Source organism: Marinitoga sp. 1135 (genome assembly GCF_013363245.1).
GTDB classification, from domain to species: domain Bacteria; phylum Thermotogota; class Thermotogae; order Petrotogales; family Petrotogaceae; genus Marinitoga; species Marinitoga piezophila.
In genome coordinates this window covers 1-23,536 of sequence record NZ_LBEZ01000013.1, presented here as the reverse complement: position 1 = coordinate 23,536, position 23,536 = coordinate 1, and the positions used below count along the sequence as shown (strand labels likewise).

The 23,536-nt window shown below is 28.7% G+C and carries 21 protein-coding genes; 11 read left to right on the top strand and 10 right to left on the bottom strand.

Annotated features, from left to right (window positions below):
• Window positions 1-92: 92 nt before the first annotated feature.
• Entirely contained in the window at window positions 93-1,217 is a 1,125-nt protein-coding gene (locus XO10_RS06400; RefSeq protein ID WP_014296764.1) for an MFS transporter, read from the bottom strand.
• 1,153 nt (window positions 1,218-2,370) lie between these two features.
• On the opposite strand from XO10_RS06400, the gene XO10_RS06395 reads away from it, so the two are divergent.
• The 7 genes from XO10_RS06395 (at window position 2,371) to XO10_RS06365 (ending at window position 9,465) form a co-directional block, all read left to right on the top strand.
• Window positions 2,371-3,603, top strand: a complete 1,233-nt coding sequence (locus tag XO10_RS06395) for a hypothetical protein (RefSeq protein WP_175421298.1) — start codon at window positions 2,371-2,373, stop codon at window positions 3,601-3,603.
• 70 nt (window positions 3,604-3,673) lie between these two features.
• The gene (locus XO10_RS10505) at window positions 3,674-5,437 is read left to right on the top strand and encodes an HD-GYP domain-containing protein (protein ID WP_075780607.1); all 1,764 of its coding nucleotides are present in this window, start codon (window positions 3,674-3,676) and stop codon (window positions 5,435-5,437) included.
• A 595-nt stretch (window positions 5,438-6,032) separates the two neighbouring features.
• Window positions 6,033-7,112, top strand: a complete 1,080-nt coding sequence (nagA, locus tag XO10_RS06385) for an N-acetylglucosamine-6-phosphate deacetylase (protein WP_175421297.1) — start codon at window positions 6,033-6,035, stop codon at window positions 7,110-7,112.
• Window positions 7,113-7,228: 116 nt separating this feature from the next.
• The gene (locus tag XO10_RS06380; RefSeq protein WP_014296760.1) at window positions 7,229-7,588 is read left to right on the top strand and encodes a GntR family transcriptional regulator; all 360 of its coding nucleotides are present in this window, start codon (window positions 7,229-7,231) and stop codon (window positions 7,586-7,588) included.
• A gap of 20 nt (window positions 7,589-7,608) precedes the next feature.
• Entirely contained in the window at window positions 7,609-8,379 is a 771-nt protein-coding gene (locus tag XO10_RS06375; protein ID WP_175421296.1) for an ABC transporter ATP-binding protein, read from the top strand.
• Window positions 8,379-9,134: an ABC transporter permease gene (locus XO10_RS06370; protein WP_175421295.1), complete on the top strand. Its 756-nt coding sequence runs from the start codon at window positions 8,379-8,381 to the stop codon at window positions 9,132-9,134. The genes XO10_RS06375 and XO10_RS06370 overlap by 1 nt, the downstream gene beginning before the upstream one ends.
• Before the next feature lie 16 nt (window positions 9,135-9,150).
• Window positions 9,151-9,465 (top strand): heavy metal-binding domain-containing protein, encoded by a 315-nt coding sequence (locus XO10_RS06365; RefSeq protein WP_014296757.1) that lies wholly within the window; start codon window positions 9,151-9,153, stop codon window positions 9,463-9,465.
• A gap of 23 nt (window positions 9,466-9,488) precedes the next feature.
• On the opposite strand, the gene XO10_RS06360 is transcribed toward XO10_RS06365, so the two are convergent.
• The 9 genes from XO10_RS06360 to ispD form a co-directional block, all read right to left on the bottom strand.
• On the bottom strand, window positions 9,489-11,072 hold the full coding sequence (locus tag XO10_RS06360; RefSeq protein WP_014296756.1) for a 4Fe-4S binding protein: 1,584 nt from the start codon (window positions 11,070-11,072) through the stop codon (window positions 9,489-9,491).
• 161 nt (window positions 11,073-11,233) lie between these two features.
• Window positions 11,234-12,403 carry an ATP-binding protein gene (locus tag XO10_RS06355; RefSeq protein WP_075780602.1) on the bottom strand — a complete coding sequence of 390 codons (1,170 nt, stop codon included), beginning with the start codon at window positions 12,401-12,403 and terminating at the stop codon, window positions 11,234-11,236.
• Between the two features lie 637 nt (window positions 12,404-13,040).
• The gene (gene tmk / locus XO10_RS06350; RefSeq protein WP_075780601.1) at window positions 13,041-13,643 is read right to left on the bottom strand and encodes a dTMP kinase; all 603 of its coding nucleotides are present in this window, start codon (window positions 13,641-13,643) and stop codon (window positions 13,041-13,043) included.
• Between the two features lie 25 nt (window positions 13,644-13,668).
• Complete coding sequence (locus tag XO10_RS06345) at window positions 13,669-14,355, bottom strand: tRNA1(Val) (adenine(37)-N6)-methyltransferase (protein ID WP_175421294.1); 687 nt, start codon at window positions 14,353-14,355, stop codon at window positions 13,669-13,671.
• A complete protein-coding gene (locus tag XO10_RS06340; RefSeq protein ID WP_014296752.1) occupies window positions 14,352-16,121 on the bottom strand; it encodes a hypothetical protein in 1,770 nt (589 codons plus the stop codon). Before XO10_RS06340 ends, XO10_RS06345 begins: the two co-directional genes overlap by 4 nt.
• A 5-nt stretch (window positions 16,122-16,126) precedes the next feature.
• Window positions 16,127-16,987, bottom strand: a complete 861-nt coding sequence (gene hflC / locus XO10_RS06335; protein WP_014296751.1) for a protease modulator HflC — start codon at window positions 16,985-16,987, stop codon at window positions 16,127-16,129.
• Window positions 16,984-17,967, bottom strand: a complete 984-nt coding sequence (gene hflK, locus XO10_RS06330; protein WP_014296750.1) for an FtsH protease activity modulator HflK — start codon at window positions 17,965-17,967, stop codon at window positions 16,984-16,986. The genes hflC and hflK overlap by 4 nt, the downstream gene beginning before the upstream one ends.
• Before the next feature lie 16 nt (window positions 17,968-17,983).
• On the bottom strand, window positions 17,984-18,838 hold the full coding sequence (locus tag XO10_RS06325) for a deoxyribonuclease IV (RefSeq protein ID WP_014296749.1): 855 nt from the start codon (window positions 18,836-18,838) through the stop codon (window positions 17,984-17,986).
• Window positions 18,831-19,526, bottom strand: coding sequence for a 2-C-methyl-D-erythritol 4-phosphate cytidylyltransferase (gene ispD / locus XO10_RS06320; protein WP_014296748.1), 696 nt, complete (start codon window positions 19,524-19,526; stop codon window positions 18,831-18,833). The genes XO10_RS06325 and ispD overlap by 8 nt, the downstream gene beginning before the upstream one ends.
• A gap of 119 nt (window positions 19,527-19,645) precedes the next feature.
• Between ispD and XO10_RS06315 the strand changes: the two genes are divergently transcribed.
• From XO10_RS06315 to XO10_RS06300, 4 genes are all read left to right on the top strand, one after another.
• On the top strand, window positions 19,646-20,590 hold the full coding sequence (locus tag XO10_RS06315) for an ROK family protein (protein ID WP_014296747.1): 945 nt from the start codon (window positions 19,646-19,648) through the stop codon (window positions 20,588-20,590).
• 13 nt (window positions 20,591-20,603) lie between these two features.
• On the top strand, window positions 20,604-21,311 hold the full coding sequence (locus XO10_RS06310) for a rhomboid family intramembrane serine protease (RefSeq protein WP_014296746.1): 708 nt from the start codon (window positions 20,604-20,606) through the stop codon (window positions 21,309-21,311).
• 6 nt (window positions 21,312-21,317) lie between these two features.
• Window positions 21,318-22,835, top strand: a complete 1,518-nt coding sequence (locus XO10_RS06305; protein WP_175421293.1) for an HD domain-containing protein — start codon at window positions 21,318-21,320, stop codon at window positions 22,833-22,835.
• A gap of 29 nt (window positions 22,836-22,864) precedes the next feature.
• Window positions 22,865-23,536: Rpn family recombination-promoting nuclease/putative transposase (locus XO10_RS06300; RefSeq protein WP_175421292.1), on the top strand; the 672-nt coding region annotated here is incomplete at its 3' end.

The window sequence follows — 23,536 nt, the reverse complement described above, 5'->3', positions numbered from 1 at the left end:
TAATATTAAAACTACATATAAAAAACATATTAAAAAATAATTACAAAAAAAAGGGCGAAAATGAACAGCCCTTTTTTATGAGAAATTATATATTATATATTTTCAACTTCCTGAAAATTTTTAAAATTAATTAAAAACACACTTGAAGCTAATGCCAAAACTGCAAGAACCATAGTAAACATATTTATTCCACCCATTGAAAAGAAAATAGAAAGATATGGTCCAAAAAAGTTTCCACTTAATCTAAATGCGGAAAAAACTGCCATACCCTTTTCTTCGAATCCAACAGAAAGAATTGAAGCATATTCGCTGCTCATTGTAATTGATAATCCAAGGAATATACCGGAAACTAAAACAAATATTAAAAATCCTACAAGTGAAAATGAATTTACAAACATTGCTATACTCAATGTTGCAAAAGTTCCAAGGGGAATCCATAGCTTTACACCATGAACCTTATGTTTAAACAAATTACCAAGCATCAATAACAAAGCAAATATAGAAGTATAAATTTTACCGTATAATGGATTATCTACAATGCCCTCAACAAATAAAGGCATAGTTACCTGGAATCCAACAACAATAGCTATAGTAATAATTCCAAAAAATGCTGCAAGGAAAATCCTTGGTGAAAACTTAGCAACCTGTTTCTTTGAATATTCTGAATGTATCTCAATAACAGGTAATTGCTTATAAATAATCAAAGTGAATATAAACAATAAAACACCTAAAGCAGTTAATGTGTGTTTTGGGATATAAATAAATCCAGAACCAATAACCAATGGCCCCATAACAGCACCAAAACTTGCCAAAAATTCTACCATACCAAAATACTTTGCTTTCTCCTGCTTTGAAAAATCACCTTTAGTTATAACTGTTAATGCATTTGCAAACAACGCAGAATCAGCAATTCCCTGAAAACCACGGAAAACGATTGCAAGAATTGGATAACTAAGAGATAATCCTGATAAATATAATGAAACACTCCAAATTACCATTGAAAACAAAAAGGTTTTACTTTCACCATGTTTTTCTAAAATCTTACCCCAAAATGAACCAAAAACTATAGATACAAGTGGTGTAATACCTATAAAAGTACTTGCCAACCATGCAGAACCAAACATCTCTGTTAATTGTGGGAATGATGATGCAATTCCAACCTGAACAAAAACCTGTAAAAATGGTAATGCAAGAATATATTTTAAATATCCTTTCAATCCAATCAACCTCCTTTTTTACCTTTGCCTTCAAGTTTATAATAAAAAATTTAAAATAACATGTGATACATTAAATGTGGATTAAAATAATGAAAATACTTCCAACTGTAAACCAAAAAATACCGATTATTAATTCATATGTAAACAAAAATCACTAATTGCAAAATAAAAAAATAGTTAGAATAATGTGAGCGAAGGCTTGAAATTTCCCGAAAAGAAATAAATATGATTGAGAAAAATAAAAACGAACGAAAACTCGCAGGTTGCCCGAGAAAATCATGAATGGAGGCTGTCAAAAAAACAGGATGTTTTTTTGAGCGCAGCTTCTGCAGGGATGCAGAATCTAAGCGACAGCCGAGAATGAGTGATTTTCGAGGATCAGCAACCAAGTCGTTTGAGGGAGTTTTTATTTTTCTCAATCAACAACACAAAAGGACAAACATGGATGTGAGTCTGCAACGACCCCTGAGAACGAACAATTTTCGAAGATCAGCACTCAAGTTGTATGAATGAACTTTTATTTTTTCCAACACAAAGAAACTTCAAATGGAGCGAGGATTAGAAATTCTTGCCGTCTGAGTGAATATTATTTTTCTACTTTCAAAAAAAATTTTCGAAGATTAGCACTCAAGTTGTCTGAAGGTGTTTTTATTTTTTTCAATCAACACCAAAAGGACGAATATGAACATAAATCTGCAACAATCATCAGATATGATATAATTAAATTAAATTTCCAACATAAATCTCCATTAAAAACTATTTTCGTTTATAATTTCCAACAAAGTTCAAAACATATAACTCGCTTAAAATATAAATTATAAAAGTTATCAACATAAAAAGTTGTTAACTCTAAATTTCGTTCATAACTTCTCAACCAATCTTCGTTCATAGAAAAAATTCACCAACATTAATATCAACAATCAACGTTCAAAGTTCAAAAATTATAAACCATCTAATAAAATTCAACATTTTTTATAGAACAAATATTCGCATGTACACTTATCAACATAAAAATTTTTTCATATCAACAAAAATCAAAAAAATTATGAACAGTATAAAATTCTTTTATAATAATAATTACAATAACATATCAACAATAAACATCACTACACCACCAGCATCTATATAAATAATATAAGAGAGGGATAAAAATATGAAAAAAATAATGTTGTTAATTCCAATACTATTAGTTCTATTAATAATAATAGACATATCAATAATAAAAAACTCTTCAAAAACAACCATTGAAGTAAAAACAAAAAAAACTCAAGAAAGTTCCATAATAAAAGATATTATGAATTCAAAAAACTACTCACAAATCTACACAAAACAAAACACATGGCATAAATTTCTGGAAAACAATAACAACTTAATAATAAAAGACATCTTCAAATATAAAGAATATGTATATATAACTGCAGAATCAAAAGAAATAAAGAAAAAAATACATATATATAAAATAGACAAATATGGAAATATAAAAAAACACATAGAAATTACAGAAAGTATATACACAGAAATAAACTCATTTATACTTGCAGATAGCATATTTATATTATCAGGATACAAAAACTTTAAACCATATATTTTAGAAGTAGATATCAATGGAAACATATTAAGATCAAAAACACTTAATTTCTCTGGAAAAATAAAAAAAATAAAAATAGATAACTTTGACAGTATTTATATCGTAGGATATAAAATAGATAACAATAAAAAAATAGGATTCATGTATGAAATAAACCCATCACTAGAATTACTAAATGAATTTAACATTACATGGTATAATGATGAAATACTAGAAGATATAGAAACGGATAAAAATTATATATATCTTCTTGGAAATACAAATTCAACTGCAAACAACAATTGGGATATATTCATCATAAAACTAAACAAATTAAATTATAATGATTACTCAATAAAAAAATTTGGTTCTGAAAATTTGGAAGATTATGCTTATTCATTTACAAAGGACAATAAATACTTTTATATTGCAGGATATAGTTCTCCATTAGAAAACTACCCATGGAAAACATTAATAATAAAGACAGATAACAATCTACAAAAAATATGGAGAACAGATTATTTAATGAAAAAATCATCCAGGGGATTATCCATAACTCAAACACTGGATAAAATTGCAGTTACCGGATATGCACTTGAAAAAAATAATGATTTTGACGGATACTCACTTTTTATAGAAAAACAAACTGGAATAGTATTATTTGAAAACTATTATGGAACCTTATTAGATGAAAGACTAACAAAGGTGTATAATTATAATGATGGACTGATATTCTCTGGATACCAAAAAAACGGTGAAATAATAAAAGGACTTATAATATATACAGATATCAACGGAAAATCTAACTTTATAAAATAAAATTCTAAGAAACTTTTAAGCTTGAAAACATATAATAAAAATGCATTTCATATCAAGTGAGGTGATTAAATTGAGAAAAAGAGATAAGCAAATAACGCTTTATCATCTTATAATCAAAAATATAATGACTATAGTAATAATTGGAATAGGTTCAGTAATAATGATATTCAGCATGATTAGCCTATATAATCTTGGACGTGTAGAAAAAGAATTTGAAGCAAATGCAGTACAAATTGTTAATATGGCATTCACCTCATTATCAAATGCATTATATGATTTTGATGTTCGATATTATAAAGGGTTGGAGAGATTTATAGAAGCCTTAAAAACTTCTGAAAACAAAGAAGAAACAATAAAAAACATATCAAAATACGCGTTTTTTAATAGTGATACCAGTATAGAGAAAATTGATTACAACAAATTAAATTCAAAAATCAAAGAAAAATTAGATAAACTTGAAAATTACAAATACTATTTTGAACTTGAATTAACCTCAGAAAAACTATTAAAAGATATTTATTTAAAAATAGATAATGAATATTATCTAATAAGAGCATCATATTCCGTAGATAAAATAAAAAATACATTAGATAATTTTCATGCTCTTGAGGAAAAATACAATTTCATAGATGAAATTGATATATGCACGCATAATTTTGAAAATCTTTCAAGCAAAGAAAACGATTTAACAGACAAAGATGTTGAATATCTGAAAAAAGCATTTGACACTGGAAAAGAAATAATAATAAAAAAAGGAAACAAACTGATTTTTTATTATACCTGGAGCTATGAAGATGAAAAATCAACATTCAAACCAATTGGAATAGTATTAAAATTAGATGTTGGGATGCTCAGAAATGCTTTAATATACAACATAACAATATTTATATTAGCTTTAATTATAATAATGTATTTAGTTGCAATAAAAGCAAGAAAAGTTTCAAAACAAATTTCAAGACCATTTGAGTTAATGGTAGATAATATGAAAAAATTCAGAGAAACAAAATACTTAGAATTTGATAGAATGTTTGAAAAATGTGAAATAAAAGAAATAAACGAATTAATGGATGAATATCAAAAAATGGCAGAAGACATAATGTCATCATTTGAAGAAATCAACGCAATGAACGAAGAACTAGAACATTCATACAAAGAAATAGAAAAAGTCAATAATGAATTAGAAGAATCATACTTAAACTTTAGTACTCAACTTTCAATAATCGCTGAAGGTTATGATGAAAATACCGGAAATCATGTTAATAGAGTTGGAGAGCTTTCGGCATTTATAGCTGAAAAAATGGGTTTAGATCATCATACAGTGTATCAAATGAAGTATTATGCGCCATTACACGATATTGGAAAATTAATGATCCCAAAAGACATATTAATGAAAAAAGGAAAATTAACAAATGAAGAATGGAAAATAATGGAAAAACACACAATTTACGGTGGATTATTAATAGGTGACGCACCTATGTTCAAACTTGCTAAAAACATTGCATTATATCATCACGAAAAATATGACGGAAGCGGTTATCCATTTGGATTAGAAGGGGATAAAATCCCAATTGAAGCTGCTATAGTTTCTGTTGTAGATGTATATGATGCATTAAGGTCAGAAAGGCCATATAAACCAGCATTTTCACACGAAAAGGCGTTAAAAATAATTCTTGAAGGAGACGATAGAACACAACCAACACATTTCCATCCAGAAGTATTGAAAATATTCAAAGAGTATTCCGAAGACCTGAGAAAATTATGGGAAGAAGTAGACAAACAAAGCTCCAAATTATATGAACTAATGAAAAATATACAGGAAGATGATATAAAATAAAATAGAAATAATAATATGAGCGAAGACTAAGAATTTCCCGAAACGGAGATTATAGGGCAATTGAAAAAATAAAGACAATATATGAAGAAAATAGTACGAATAATGTTCGCTCAAACGGTAGAAAATTCTAATCCTCAAAAATTCTCGTTCCCGCCGGCCGTTGCAGACTCACGTCCATGTTCGTCCTTTTGTGTTGTTGATTGAGAAAAATAAAAACTCCCTCAAACGACTTGGTTGCTGATCCTCGAAAATCACTCATTCCCGGCTGTCGCTTAGATTCTGCATCCCTGCAGAAGCTGCGCTCAAAAAAACATCCTGTTTTTTTGACAGCCTCCATTCATGATTTTCTCGGGCAACCTGCGAGTTTTCGTTCGTTTTTATTTTTCTCAATCATAATTGTTTCTCTTCGGGAATTTTCAAGTTTTCGCTCACATTATTCTAGCTATTTTCTTAAATATAAATGAAAAGATGAAAGTAGAAAAATAATATGAATGAAGACTAAGAATTTCCCGAATTTTCAAATGGAGCAAGGATTAGAATTTCTTGCTGTTTGAATGAATATTATTATTTCTATTTTCGAAAAGGAGAGACAAAGATGGAAATATCCAAATTACTCATCGTTGATCCTATTGATGGAGAATACACCGGAAAAATAATAATCAACAATGGAAAAATAGAAAAAATAATAAAAACAGAAGATTCATATTACGACTACATATTAATGCCCGGATTTATAGACACGCATACTCACGGTTATGGCGGAATAGACACAATGACCGCAACAGAAAAAGATTTCAAACAATGGGCAGAAATGAACTTCAAACACGGAGTTACCACATTCTTTCCAACAACAGTTTCAGCATCTAAAGAGCAAATAAAAAACGTTATTAAAAACACACCAATAGAAAAATCAATAAAAGGAATACACCTTGAAGGACCATATATAAACATAAACAAAAAAGGAGCACAAAATCCTGAATACATTAGAAATCCAGAAGAAAAAGAAATAAAAGAAATACTAAATGAAAAAATAAAATTAATAACAATGGCACCTGAAATAAAAGGATTTTATGACGTAATAAATATAATTCATAAAAATAACACAGTAATATCCCTTGGTCACACAGAAGCAGATTATCAAGAATTCAAAAAAGCGTATGAAAAAGGAATAAACAGAATAACTCACTTTCCAAATGCAATAAAAGGACTGCATCACCGTGAATTAGGTGGAGTTGGTGCAGTAATGCTTGAAAACTTTAAAATAGAAATGATAGTTGATGGAATCCACACATCACCGGATTTTGTTAAACTAATATATAAAATAAAAAATATCGATGATATTATACTAATAACAGACTCAATGAGCGCTGCGGGATTAAATGATGGAAAATATGATCTTGGTGGTCTTGAAGTTACGGTAAGAGATGGAAAAGCAACATTAAAAGACGGAACAATAGCAGGAAGCACATTAGTATTCGACAAAGCAGTTAAAAACTTCCAAAAATTTACCAATTGTACATTAACGGAACTTGCAAAAGTATCCTCATACAACACAGTACAAAACTTGAAACTTCAAAACTTAGGACGAATAAAAGAGGGCTACATCGCCAATCTTGTATTATTAGATAAAAATTTAAACCTCAAAAAAACAATATTCGAAGGGGATTACACCTAAAAAATTCGACAGGAAATCCTGTCGAATTTTTTATTTTTTTCGATTAACAAAACTTCATCAAATCATCATTGATTTTTAACCTACTATCATAGTATAATAGTACAGAGGTGATATAAATGTGGTTTTCCATAGACTTTCATTCGCACACTCCTGTTTACGAACAAATAAAAAACAAGATAAAAGAAAAAATCCTTACCAATGAACTCAAAAAAGATGAATTTATTCCTTCAATAAGAGTTCTTGCAAAAGAACTAGGTGTAAATTTAAATACTGTATCAAGAGCATATAAAGAACTCGAATTTGAAGGAGTAATAAAATCAGTAAGAGGTTCAGGATATATAGTATTAGGAATTGATGAAAATCAGTTTATAGAAAAAAAATTAGAAAATTTTCAAAAAAGTGTTTTAGAATGTAAAAACGCAAAAATTCAAAAAGAAAAATTGATATCAATAATCAATAAGTTATATGATGATTGATAAAATCTGGAGGTGAATCCATGATATTAAAAGTTGATAACCTTGTAAAAAAATATGGAACTCTTACAGCAGTCAATAACGTTTCATTTGAAATTGAAAAAGGTGAAATCTTTGGATTTATTGGACCAAATGGTGCAGGAAAAACATCAATAATAAAATGTATCCTTGATTTAAGATGGTCAGATAGCGGAAAAATATATTTAAATGGAAAAGTTGCATATTTACCTGAAAAAAAGAATCTCTACAAATCATTAACAGTTAAAAAAATGATAGAAATCAACAAAGAGCTTACAGAAAATTTTTCTATTGAAAAAGCATACGAATTGCTGGATAAATTTCAAATAAATAAAAACACAAAAATTTCAAATCTATCCCATGGTATGCTTACTCAGGTGTATGTAATATTAACCTTTTCACAGGATGCTGATTTATATATTCTTGATGAACCAACCTGGGGATTGGATCCATTAATGAGAAACACAGTACTTGAAATAATACGTGAAAGCTCATATCAGGAAAAAAGCATATTATATACCAGTCACATACTTTCTGAAGTAGAAAAAATAGCAGATAGAGTTGCGATAATGTCAAAAGGAAAGATTTTAGAATTAGATTATCTTGATAACATAAAAACAAAATATACAGCAATATCATTACCAAAAAACGAAAAAACAAAAGGGTATTTATGGAAAAAATTAGAAAATGAAAATATCTGGATAGTAAAAAATCAAGATGGAGAACCTGTTACTATAGATGAAATCTTTGAAGCAGTGGTAAAGGGGGAATGGTAATGAAAAAAGAACTTTATGAAATGAAAACACGAACAATAATTTCAATAGTAATATTAATTTTATTATTTTTCAGCATAGCCCCTTTTCAAAAATTTTATGTTGATATGATAAAAGAAAATATGGCGGCAATAAAGCCATATGCAGAAAAATTTGGATTTTCAAATATATTGGATAACTTAAATGATTGGAATTATTATATGTATACGCAATGGTTCGGTAAAAACTTTGGTCAATTAATTCCAATTTTTGCAATTATTTTTGCCTTTCCGTTATTTTCCAGAGAATATGAAAATGGAACAATGGAATATTTATTGGTAAGAAAATCAAGAGATTATGTATTTATCACAAAAGTATATACCGGTTTGACAATGTTTATTATATGGATAACAATAGGAATAGTTCTACCAGCTGCATATTCATTAATTTCAGGGAAAGATTTGGCATATAGTCTATTATTCAAATATTTTATTCATATGTTTTTTGGTGGATTGTTCTGGTATGAAATAACAGTATTATTTTCTGTAATATTCAATGATCAGGTAAAACCAATATTAGTTTCAGTTGGGACATTGATTATCACCACAGCTGCAGGATTCATTAAACCTTTATCTTTCTTAAATACATATCCATATATATTAGGCTCAAAAATTATTTCAGAAGGAAAAATAGATTTATTATACACGCTTTCATTATTCTTAATAGGAGAAACGATAGTTAGTATAGCCTATTATCAATTTAGAAAAAAAGAAATTTAATAAGGAGGGGATTTCCATGATAGTAACTACATCTGAATTTGTTCCTGGAAGAGAAATAGAAGAAGTTTTAGGAATAGTTATAGGTAATGTTGTTCATTCAAAACATTTAGGAAGGGACATAGCAGCAGCATTTAAAACACTTGCAGGAGGAGAAATAAAAGGTTATACAGAAATGCTTACAGAAGCAAGAAATATAGCCTATAATCGTATGATAGACGAGGCAGAAAAATTAGGAGCAGATGCAGTAATTGGTTTGAGGTTTTCAAGTTCTGCAGTTATGGCTGGAGCAGCAGAAATGGTAGCTTATGGAACAGCAGTAAAATTAAAATAATAAAGAGGGCTTAAGCCCTCTTATTATTTTGTATGCAATTCAATATAATCCTTAATATCAGACATTGATAAATTGTATTTTTGAACAATATCCTTTAATTCCATTAAAGAACTTTCTTTTTCAGAAATTCCAAATTCTTTCAAAAATGCATTATAATCATCGATATTTTCTTTAATTTCCTTCAAAGTAGTTTTTCCTCTTATAATAAATTCTGAAGTATCATGTTCTTCTTTTTCAACAGTAGAATTACTAATATTTGCTTCTTGATTTTCTGAAACTTCACCAGGCAAATATCCACTAATTACATATGCAATAAATCCAGGTTTAGTCTTTTTTATAATATCCCTTACACTCATATTTTCAATACCTTCAATACTTTTTAATTCATCAAAATCATTTATAGTTTTTCCATATTCAGCAAGAAAATCAGAAACATTCATATCAATATACTCTACAAAACTTCTAATACCTTCCGGTGAAACTATTTCAAGTTCTTCATCAAATCCCATTAATTCAGATAAATCCTTTAACTTAGCAGTTGTTACAATATTTCGAGGAATATTAAATGCTCTATACAACTCTTCTTTTGAAACAGGATAATTATCTATTATTTCCTGTAAAGTAGAAGAACCTCTTATATCATTTATCGAATTATATGTTCGTATTTTTTCTGTATTAAAATTACCTGAAACATTAGCTATTAAAATTACACCAAGAAATAAAGCAAGGGCTATAAATGCATAATTCCATAGACTTACAGTTTTTTTGCTTTCTTCTGGTTTAGTTAAAATAGGTCTAACCTGAAGAGTTAATTTACTTGAATCATTTACTGGACATGCTTCAACACATTTCATACATCTAATACATTGAGGACTGTTTATAGCATTCTTTTCTGAAACAACAATTCCTACAGGACATGCTCTATCACACAATTTACAATTTATACATGTATCCTTTTTCCTTTTAATAGTTAAAAAACTAAAAGAATTAAACAAACCATTTATAGCACCTAAAGGACATGCATATCTACAAAATGGTCTTTCTACAAATAACGACAATCCTAAAACGAGCAATACAGAAATATATCCAGTAATTGCAATTTCATCTGTCCATATATTAAACAGATTATAATACGGATCATATGGTTCAAAAACTAACTTACTTGTTCGTGCTGTTTGAATAATAATAATTGCAAGAACAATATACTTTAAATATCTTAGAACTCTATCAACCTTTACAGGAACTCTATTATATTTATCTTTAAAAATCTTTTTTCCAAGTTTTCCAACCCATTCCTGAACAGAACCTAAAGGACATATCCAACCACAAAAACTTGCACCGGTAAATAGCAAAAGTGCAAACAATGCAAATAGCATAATAAACACCGATTGATGTAGTTTACTTACATAATTTCCAGTGGTAAAAAATGTATAAAGATTTACAACTCCACCATATGGACATAATGTATGCAAACTTGCAACACCAAATAACTCAACACCAGGATTATTTTCTACAATATAATGTCCAATACTCACATACAACACAAACGCAACAAAAACAATCTGTACCGCCAGTCGAAACTTTTGTAAAGAACTACTTTTCTTCATATCACTCACCCCCACAATGATCTTTTTCATTTTTTTGCAAATATATATTAACATATTAACCTTAGAAAAAACTTAGAAATAAAAAAAGAGATGGAAAATTCCATCTCTTTCAATTGTGACTGTGTGACAACTGTAGAATCCTTGTAGACAACTGTGACAAATTATAAATTTTCTACATAATATTTTACTTTTGCTGGTAAAGATAATATTCCATCATCATTTTCTAAAATTAATCCTTCATTTTTCCAGCGGGTAATATAAGTATATATTGTTTGCCGTTTTATATTTTTTTTCTGTAATTTTTTAACTAATGATGTTCTATCTATGTTTTCTTTAATAATTTCCTTTAAGATAATTTTTTGTATTTCGGTAAAGGATTTTGTTTTAGAAAAAGTTCGTAAAAAAATACTTTTTATAGTTTCTTTGGCAGTTGTTTCATCAATTTTCTTTTTATCTGTATTATATAAAGCAATTTGTTGAGCAATCCATAAAGCATCTCTTGGATTCCCATCACTAAAAGAAGCAATTTCTTCAAGAGCATTAATATGAAAATAATCAGGATAATCTTTAATACGTTTTAATATTAATTTTTTTATATCTTCTTTTGTAAGTGGATCCAGAAAAATCATATCTTTAAAAATATTTTCTAAATTTCCACTCTCATTCCATCGCATTCTATCATTAGAGTATTCCCTATAAATTGAAAAAGGTAAAGAAACAATTGTAATAACATTTTCTTTTAGAAGTATATTTTTCAAAGAATCAAGAATATTCAGAACTTCATCTTTTTTTTCTTTATCTAATTCATCTATTACAATTAAAATTTTTCCATATTCTCTTATCAATAATTCAAGCAATTTTTCAATATACTCCTTAATAGTATATATATTAAATCTTTTTTTATTTGACAATCCTTTTTCATACGTTGCACTTGCAAAAGCATTTATTCCCCCGCTATAATTTGAGTTAAAACTTTTTTCTGTTAAAATAAAATCTTTTGCTTCCAGCGCTATTTTTTCTATATTTTTATTTTTTAAAGATAATGATAATTTTGATAATTTATAAAGAAAATCAGCTATAATAACCTCTTTAGAATCTTTTTCAGTAATTAATATATTGAATTTTGTGGAATCTGCTGTTTCTATAAAATTCAAAACAGTAGTTTTTCCTACACCAGTTTCACCACATACTCCAAAAATTCCCATGGGTTGAAAATATGCAAGATTATTTAAATGTTTTAATTCTTTTTCCCTATCTACAAGCAAATCTTTATTGCTAATGGGGACATCAAATAGTGAAGAAATTATATATTTCAATTTATCATTATCCATAATCATCACCCCCTATTAATTATTATAACATACAATTGTGACTGTGTGACAACTGTAGAATCCTTGTAGACGATTGTGACAATTCTTGTTAAGTGATTTAGAAAAATAATATGAGCGAAGACTAAGAATTTCCCGAAGCGGTGATGACAGGATAGTTGGAAAAAATAAAAGCGAGTGAAGGCTCGCAGAGTGTCCAAGGTAAAATTACAAACGATTGAAAAAATAAAAGTGAATGAATACTTGCAGAGCACCCGAAAAAAACTGCGAATGGAGAGGGTCAAAAAAACAGGATGTTTTTTTGAGCGCAGCTTCTGCAGGGATGCAGAATCTAAGCGACCCCGCGAATATGAGCAGTTTTTGAGGATTAGTGCTCAAGTCGTATGAATGAACTTTTATTTTTTCAATCTACAACAAAAAGGACGAACATGGATGTGAGTCTGCAACGGCCGGCGGGAACGAGAATTTTTGAGGATCAACGTTCGAGTCGTCTGAATAAGTTTTTATTTTTCACAATTATAAGAAATTTCACCTGCCTGAAAGAATATTATTATTTCTTTTTGAAAACAAAAGTACAAACATGAACATGAATTTTCACTAAAAAAAAGACTTTCAGGAAAAATCCTGAAAGTCTTTTTTTTTAGATATTTACATATTTATTGATTATTGCAATAAGCTCATTATATTCAACATCAAGCGTATTTTCACCGCTAATATACTCAATATTCCTCTCAGGGAACCACTCTTTTAACTTCAAAAACCCTTCCCTTGCCTTTTCAAAAAATTCTCTTCCTTCACTTTCAATTCTATCCTTATTTTTATTCTTCATCCTTTCAAAAGACGTTTCAACATTCACATCAACAACAATCGTCAAATCTGGCATTATTCCATCTAACGCATGTTTATTAATCTCAAAAACCTCTTTCCAACCAAGCTCTCTTGCATATCCCTGATAAACAATTGAAGAGTCAACAAATCTATCAAGAATAATAATCTTATCTTTATTAGGTTTTATAATTTCCTCTATCAATTGAGCACGACTGGCAGCAAATAATAAAGCTTCACTTACGTGACATATTTTATAATCACCCAGCAATAATTCCCTTATCTTCTCACCAAGTTCTGTTCCACCTGGTTCTCTATTCCAGATAACATCTTTATTCTTAATTTTAAAATATTCAACTAATTTTTTTGAAAGAGTAGATTTACCAGAACTTTCAATTCCTTCAAAAGTTATAAGCATATAATATATTTCCTCCTTTAGCACATTATAATCCAGAATTCTTAAAAAATACAGGTGGATGAATCTTTAGATTTTCGCCACCATTTTTTCGTAAAATTCCACCTATTAATTGACATTCACCTTTCTTTTTCCCATATCCTAAAAACATTTCCTGCAGTGAAAATTTATATTTCCACGCAAGTTTCAAAAAACTTTCAAAATGAACAGGATGATAAACAAAAATCATTCTTTTCTTATTCTTTAATAAATAATTGGCTGCATAAAAAAACTTTTCAAGGTCGTTTATATCAAATGTTCTTGCAGTTTTTCTATCCTCATATGGGCTTATCAAAGATTTATCAGAATAATGTGGTGGATTTGTTATAACGCAATCTATTGATTCCCTTTTAAAGTATTTCTCTATATTTTTTATATCATCGTTAATAAAATCAACTCTATTTAAAAGATTATTTGATTTAATGTTTTCTAATGAACATTCAAAAGGTTCTTTTTGAATTTCAATTCCGGTAATTTTTATATCTTCATATATCTTTGCAAGAGCAATTGAAACATTACCAATTCCAGAACCAAGCTCAACTATATTTTTTTCATTTTTTAATAAATCTGAAATTTGAGCAAGAAAAGTGGAACCATGTGTTGGTAAATGATATTTTCCTGGTGAGCATAATTTCAAATTTCTAAAAACGTCTTCTATTATATCAAAATTTATCATTTTATCACCGTACTACCTTTATTTATAATATTTAAAATCTTTGAATTATCAATTACACTTCTTGAATAATTTTCAACATTCAAATCATTAATATTTGAATTTACAATTTTTGACCAGGAAAAATTCTTTTGAATCATTGTATTAATGCTCGAATTATCAATATATGCTTTACTAAGATTTTCTATTTCCACATTAGCAAAAACAGATTTAATACTTTCGAGCATATTTACATTATTCATAACTATATTTTTAAACGTACTTTCTTTTATAAAAATCTCCTCTGAATTGAATAAATTAATTTGGGTTTTATATCCTATAGTATTATACAAACAAATTCTAAAATCATTCGAAGAAATTAAATCTGAGTTTTCCAGAAATTCAGAATCTTCAAGATATATGAGCTTTGCATTTTTACCTATAATTTTAACCTTATCAAAAATAGTTTTAGAAGCAATAAAAATTCCACCATCAACTATTATTTCTCCATTACCGTTTATTAAGGATTTTCCAGGTCCCGGCATAATAAAGAAAACACCTTTTATAACTAATTTAGAATTAGAGACAAATTTTAAAATACTTCCAGACTCAACCATAACAACACTATCTTTACCTAAAACAGTTTCTCCACCAATTAAAAATTCTGAATTAATCTGTGGCAAATAAAGGTTTTCATTTGAAGATTCAAGAATATTTCTCACCAGATGAACAAAAGTTCCAGAAAAACGAATTGTAGGTTGTGAAGGAAAACTTAAAGTTCCAAATTTACTTTTTTTCCTGATCATTGCAACATTTGCTTTTTCAAGTCTGGCATATGCCGCCTTTGTTTCCACTTCTTTTTTCCAACCATATTCATAAGGTGTTTCCACAATATATGATTCAATATCAGTTTCATAATCCCAGCCAAATGTATCAACAGAATAATCAATTAACTTTGGGTTTCCTGAAGGCATAGATGGAATAGAATATTCCACTTCTATTTTTATTTTCTTTGTGGTGATATTATTTCCATTATCAATAACAAGCAATGTTCCATCGTCGGTAGTATCATCCAGTATTTCGCTCATTGTATATGTTGAATAAATACCATCTTTTGTTTTTAAAAATACCTTTAAATCCTCATCTTTTGTCCAATCATCAAAAAGTTTAATATTTGTATCTCCAAATACAGAAATTTTAAGTGTATCGTTTAGAATTTTAGGTGGTTTATCTTCATCGGTATTAATGGTTATTATCTTTTCTTTAGAAATATTTCCATATTTATCAACTGCGTAAAGTTCAAAATTTTTAGTTCCAATATCCTTTTTTAGAGGAATTTTTATATTTATATTAAAATTGTAAGTATTGCTTGCATCTTTTAAAATAAATCTTGAAAGATCAGTAGCTGGAGAAGCAGCGGTAACATTTAATTCTCCAGATTTCAAATAAACATTTAAAAATCCAATTTCTGGCGCTGTTGTATCATAATAAAAAGTAAAAGTTCTTTCTGAAACCTTATTTTTATTTTTGTAAATTTCCATTCTTAATGTATGTTTTCCTTCTTTTAAATCTTTAAAATAATATTCGCTTCCATTTTTTTCATATTTAATTTCATTTTCTCCTTCGAAGAATTTTACTTCATAATCTAAACTTTGAGGAATTTGAATTTTAATAGGGAAAGAAGGTGACGCAATGTCACCTTCGATTGTAATATTTATTTTGCTTTGTTGATCACATGAAATGAATATAAACAATATTAAAAACAAAAAAGGTATTAACAATTTTTTCATCAATATTACTTCTCCTCGTATAAGAACTTCAAAATAGGTGAATCTGGTGATAGTAATAATATATTATTGTCCATAGAAGAATTATATATATCAGCTAATCTTCTTAATTCAAAGAATTCTGGACTTTGATTATATGCATCAGCATATATTGTAATTACACTTGCATCTGCAGTACCTTTTATAACCTCGGCATTTTTCTTAGCTTCGGAAATAATAATCTTAACTTTCTTATCAGCTTCAGCTTTTATAATTTCTGATTCTCTTTGACCTTCAGCCCTTATTTGGGCAGCAATACTATATCTTTCTGCCATCATTCTATTATATACAGCTTTTGAAATATCTGGTGGCAAATCAGTTCTTTTAACCCTAACATCTACAATTTCAATACCAAAATCCTTAAGGTTATGACTGCTTCTTTCAGTAATTTCTTTTAACATTTCTTCTCTTTTTTTAGATAAAACCTCTTCAAAAGTATATTTTGCAACTAAATCCCTGACATTTGAATATACAACATCATCAATTCTTGTCAAAGCAAGCTGTACAGAACGCATACTTTCCATAAATGTTTTTGGATCATTAATTCTCCAGATTGCGTATGTATCAACAACTATAGTCTTTTTATCTGCAGTTATTATTCTTTCTGGTTCAATATCATATAACATTAACCTTTTTTCAAATTTTACCACATTATCAACAAATGGTGTTTTAAAATTAATTCCCGGTTTCGTTACAACTTTTCGTATTTGACCAAATCTTAAAACTACTGCCTGTTGTTCCTGGTTAACAATGAACATAGAAGATAAAATCAACCAGCCAACTAAAATTAATAATACAATTATAATTATTTTATTTTTGGTGAGCTTCATTTTGTACCACCACCTATTTCTGGCAAATTAAGCAATTTTAAAGTTTCAGAACTATCAACAATAATCTTTTCCTTTGAATTTTTAAGCAAACCTTCAATAGCTTCAAAAATAATACGTTTCTTTGTAATATCCTTTGTCATCTCATATTCTTTTAGCATAGCCTTAAACCTTTTAGCTTCACCTGTAGCAAGCGCAACCTTTTCATATGCATAAGCTTCAGCTTCTCTCATAATCTTTTGAGCTTCACCCTGAGCTTTTGGAATAACGTCATTTGCATATCTATTTGCTTCATTTATGAATTTTTCCTTATCCTGTTTGGCGCTATTAACATCATCAAAAGCCTTTACAACTTCAGCTGGTGGACTGACTTCCTGAAGATAAACATTTTCAATTTTTATACCTGCACCATAGCTATCAAGAATTTTCTGTACCTTTGCTGCAGTTTCCATAGCAATTCTATCCCTTTCAGTGGTCAAAACATTATCAATTGGATTAATAGCAACCATTTCTCTTAAAACACTTTCTGTAGCAAATTTTACCATTTCAAATCCATTGAGTATCCTGAACTCAAATTTTACAGGATCAGCAATTCTGTATTGTACAACAGCTTCGAGATTTACAATATTTTCATCACCTGTAATCATTAATGATTCTTCATCTACAGGTTGATACTCAATCTTTCCACGATAATTTACAGTCCTAAAACCAATTTCAATCTTTTTCAAAGTTCTTACATCCACAATTCTATGTGTTTGAAATGGATATGGCAAATGCCAGTGAATCCCTGGCCCTGTACTTGAAGTATACTTACCAAAAGTAAGTACCAATCCCATTTCAGATGGTCCAACCTGATATACGCTTGTTCCTGCGTAGGCTAAAACCAATAAAATTACAACAGCCCAGATAATCTTTCTAAAAATATGCTTATTTTTTCTGGGCTTTTCTTCTTCAACATCAAAAATTTCAAAGTTTTCTGACATCCTTCCACTCCCCTCGTTATAGGTTTTCCAGAATTTTTCTAACAGTGATTATATCCTCAGCATGTTCCTGATCATCGCCAGGTGTTTCTAAATGCATAGGAATTTTTAAAATTTCCTCAAAAGAGAAAAACGTTTTAAATCCTTCTATACCAATTTCGCCTTTTCCAATAAATTCATGCCTATCCTTTCCAGCTCCTAAAGGAAATTTTGAATCATTTAAATGAATCATTTTTAGTTTATCTAAACCTAAATATTTTTCAATTTCATCTAACAAAGCTCTTACTCCGTCTTTATTTCGAATATCATAATTAGAATCAAAACCGTGGCATGTATCATAAGTCATACCAATTCTGTCTTTAAAAGATGTTCTATTAATAATTTCTCCCAATTGTTCTATCTTCCAACCAATATTTCCGCCTTTTTTTGCAACATTTTCTAAAAGTATATAAATATCAAGATCCTTTACTTCATTGAAAATTATATCTAAAGCCTTTGCAATTCTATCATAACCATATTCATCACCTTTACCAAGATGAGAACCAGGATGAACATTAAAATATTTAATTCCTAATTTTGCTGTAACCTTTATTTCTTCAATCATAAGATTAATAGATTTTTGCCAATTTTCATCCTTATGAGAAGCAAGATTGATTAAATATCCAGAATGAACCAAAACATCTTCAAATGCTATGTTATTTTTAATCATTTCATATTTAAATTTTTCAACATCTTTTTCATCAGGTTGTTTAACCTTCCATGTTCTTGGACTGTGTGAAAAAATTTGAAATGTATTTCCGCCAATATTTATTGTATCTTCTGGTACTTTTCTAAACCCTTTTGAAGTACTCATATGAGCTCCAATTTTAACCATTAATTATACCTTCTTTCAATAACCATTTTGCAAATTTAATATCAAATTCAGTTGTTATTTTTATGTTATATTCCTCACCAGGAATTATTCTTACAGTATTTCCAGCTTTGTGGAATATACTTGCATCATCAGTAAAAGCCTTTAATTCATTCTCAAAATTTGTATATGCCTTATATAATTTCTTAAAATCAAAAGTTTGAGGTGTTTGATGAATATATATTTCATTTCTATCGAGAATTTTTTCCACATTATTGTCTAACACATATGAAACAGAGTTTTTTTCAGGTAATCCCAAAACAGCAGAACCACATTTTTCAGCGATTCTAATACTTTCATTTATTTTTTCTGTACTTACAAATGGTCTTGCTGCATCATGTATAGAGACGATTTTAGCATCATATTCAAATTCATTGTATATAAACTTTAAAGCATTAAAAACAGATTCCTGCCTTGACTCGCCACCATTAATTATACTATAAATTTTGTTAATTTCATAACATTCTTTTTTTGTTTCTTCAAGAAAATCTTTATTTGCGACAACAATAATTTTGTCTATTAATTCCGAATATTCATATTTTTCTAATGCAATTCTTAACAAACTTTTACCTAAAATCTGGTAAAATTGTTTAGGAAAGGTTAAATTTGTTCGAGAACCTTTTCCTGCAGCGACAATAATGCCGATATTCATAAAATCACCTCTTATCGAATCAATTTTATCCACTTTATTATATAATTATACTATAATATTATTAATATACAATATCAGTAGAATTTTGAATCAAAAAATTTTGAAAGGGGAGAGAAAATATGTATATAGTTGGAGTGGATTTAGGGGGAACAGAAATAAAAACAGGACTTGTTTCAAAAGATAAAGGAATAATAAAAAAAGTTGCATTACCAACAGAAGCACATCTTGGACAGGAAAAGGTTGTTGAAAATATAGTTGAAACAATAAAAATGGTAAGTGAAGGTGTAGAAAATAAAATAGAGGCAATAGGAATTGGTTCACCAGGTTCAATTGATAGGGATCACGGAATAGTTAGATATTCACCAAATCTTCCGTTCAACAATTTTGAACTTGCACATCATATTTCTGAGAAAGTGAAAGTTCCAACATTCGTGGAAAATGATGCAAATGCATTTACTCTTGGTGAATGGTATTTTGGTTCTGCTCAGGGTATGAAACATTTTGTAGCATTAACTCTTGGTACAGGTATTGGCGGCGGAGTAGTTTCTCATGGAATATTAATAACAGGAAGAGATGGTATAGGAGCAGAATTGGGACATGTAATAGTTGATCCAGATGGACCATTATGTGGTTGTGGTTCAAGAGGATGTATAGAAGCAATAGCTTCAGCGAGAAATACTGCAAGATGGGCAAAAGAATTCTCTGTAAAAATACCTGAAAACAAAGTAGTTGAACTTGCCGGTGGAATAGATAAAATAGAATCAAAACATGTTTTTGAAGCATTAAAAAGTGGAGATTACGTAGCAAAATTGGTAGTTGAAAAAGTAACAGATGCTTTGGCAAGAGCAATTGCAAATTATGTTCATATATTCAATCCAGAATTAATAGTAATAGGTGGTGGAATGAGCAAAGCAGGAAATGCATTAATAAAACCAATAGAAGAAAAAATAAGTCTATATATAATGCCATCATTTAGAGGAACATTTAAAATATTACCTTCAGCGTTAGTTGAAGATGCGGGGATTCTTGGTGCATCTGCAGCTGCAATGTATCATACAAGATAGAAAGGAGTAAAAAATGGATTATATAAAAAGGATTTTCAGATTTGAAGATGTAACACAAAAGATTTTTACATTCAATATTGTAGTATTTGTCTTAATGTTTGTATTTGGAGGAGGATTTGGCGCGTTTTCAAATTCATACACTTTAATAGTTGCTGGAGCACAATATGGAAAATTAATAACCATATATCATCAATACTTTAGATTTATAACAGCTTTATTTGTTCATGGTGGAATATTACATATATCCTTCAACCTATACGCATTATATTATCTTGGAAATATAGTAGAAAGAGTATATGGTCCATATAAGTTTCTAACAATATATCTTGCATCAGGAATAGGTGGAGGAATACTTACACAAATATTTATTCCAAATGCATTTTCTGTAGGTGCAAGTGGAGCGATTTTTGGTTTAATTGGGTTATTATTTGGCGCAGGATTTAGAGATGATACACCACCAATGCTTAAACCAATGACAGGAACAGCATTATTACCGGTAATTTTAATAAACCTTTTTCTTGGATTTACATCATCTGGAATAAACAATTTTGCGCATATTGGAGGATTGCTTGTAGGATTTACATTTGGTTGGTTAACATCGGTAAGAGATACATATACATCATATAAAATATGGAAAATAGCAGGGTATATAAGTCTTGCATTAATATTAATATCATTTGCATGGCTTATATTCTTTGATATACAATTAATATTGGGGTGATAAAAAATGGAAAAATTATATTTTAAAGTTTCAAGAGATCCAATATATTCAGAAATATTCTTATATCCACTTGAAATTGTAATAGCTGATACACCTTTAGTACAGAGATTAAGATATTTAAGTCAATTAGCAGGAGCTGAATATGTATATCCAAGCGCAACACATACAAGATTTTCTCACTCGTTAGGAGTAATGCATATAGCAGGATTATATGCAAATAAATTATTTGAAGATAATCACCAGAAAATAAGAATAATAAGACTTGCAGGTCTTGTACATGACCTTGGTCACGGACCATACAGTCATCAATTTGATGACGTAATTTACAAAAGAATGGGATTAGATGATGGTCATGATGAATATAGAAAAAAGATATTAAACACAAAATTAATAGAGCAGGCATATAATGTATATAAAAAGCTCAACGATTCAAGAACCAAAAAAGATTTTCTAAAAGACTTATCTTTAACTGTAAAAAGAGAAATTTCAGATAATGAAAAAGAAATAAAAGAAGCATTAAAAGAAGTAATGAATATGATAAACGAATTATTTGAAGCAGAAAATACAGGAGGAAGTCCAGAATTTAACATTGTTCAGGGACCTTTAGGAGCAGATAGACTGGATTTTGTTTTAAGAGATTCATATTATGCAGGAACAAGAGATTTTGGAACTGGAGACCTTGACAGAATAATAAGAAATGCATCAATAAAAACTTCAAATGGAAAAGAAAAATTGTGTTATAACATAAAAATAATAGACAACATCTACACAGTTCTTTTTGCAAGGTTTATGATGTACAAAAATGTATATTTCCATAAAACCTCAAGAGCAGCAGATCAAATGATACAGGAAATATTACGATTAGCTGATGATATACTTGATATAAAATCAAGAGTAGAAGACCTTGATAAATTTGTATCGCTCACAGACCAGAGGATAATAAATGAAATAGAAATGGTATATGAAGAATTATACGAAAAGAAAAACAATGAATTGTTCAGCATAAGCCCTGAATTAATGCAAAAATCAGATAAAGTTGCCAAAGCATATGAACTGGTAAAAAGATTAAAATCAAGGGATTTATGGAAGTTATTAATAGAAATTCCATTTTCAACAACAGGATTAGATCCTTCAGTAATAAGCGTAAGCGTTGCAGAAAATGTGCTAAAACAATTAAAAACCAATATAGAAAAAACAATAAAAACAGATATTCCAAAAGAAGACAAACAGGAATTATCGTATATACTCGATAACTTTGAAAATCTATTTATAATCGATACGCCATATAAATTATCATTAATGCATCCAAAAGAATTCCTTTCAAGCGATGTATCAATTCTTGATTATAACGGTGATATACTTAGATTTGATGAAGTATTCGAAAGATATCCTGCATACAAGTTTATGGAAAGCAATTTAATACAGATATCGAGAATATATTTAACAGAAGATAAAAGGGAAATATTAAGAAAATACGATTTAGTACCAAAAATTGGAGGTATAAACCTAACCACAAGGTGGTGAGATTAAGTTATAAAGTAAGGGGGATGCAAATGGGATATTATGATCAACTATTTAAGGAGATATTTTCCGATAAAGAGATGTTAGTTGAATTTATAAACCTATTTGTAAAAAAGCTAAAAAATTACGACATACAACCTGAAAACATAACAATAGAAAAAACAAAATTCACAGATTTAAAGTATGGAGATAGAGAAAGCGATTTATTATTTAAAATAAAATATGAAGAAAATGAATTATTTCTATATTTAATAATAGAACATCAATCAAGTGTAGATTATTTAATGCAATTTAGAATACTTGAATATATGGTAAGAATATGGAAAAAATATATAAACGAAAATAAAGAACAATCTAAAAGGAAAAGTTTCAAGTTACCGCCAATAATACCAGTAGTATTCTATAACGGAAAAAGACGATGGACAGCAGAAAATTGGTTTATGAGAAAAATAATTAACTGGGAAGAATTTAGCGTATATGTACCACAATTTAAATATGAAATAATAGATTTAAGTCAAATAGAAGAAAAAGACTTATTAAAAGCAAAAAATGCATTAAGTTTATTATTAGCTGTAGAAAAATTGGATAAAGAGGAAATATCAAAATCCTTAAAAGAAATAAAAGAAGTACTTGAAAAACTACCAGAAAATGAAAAAGAAAAGTTTGGTGAATACATAAACGGAATAATAAAAGTATTGGTAAAA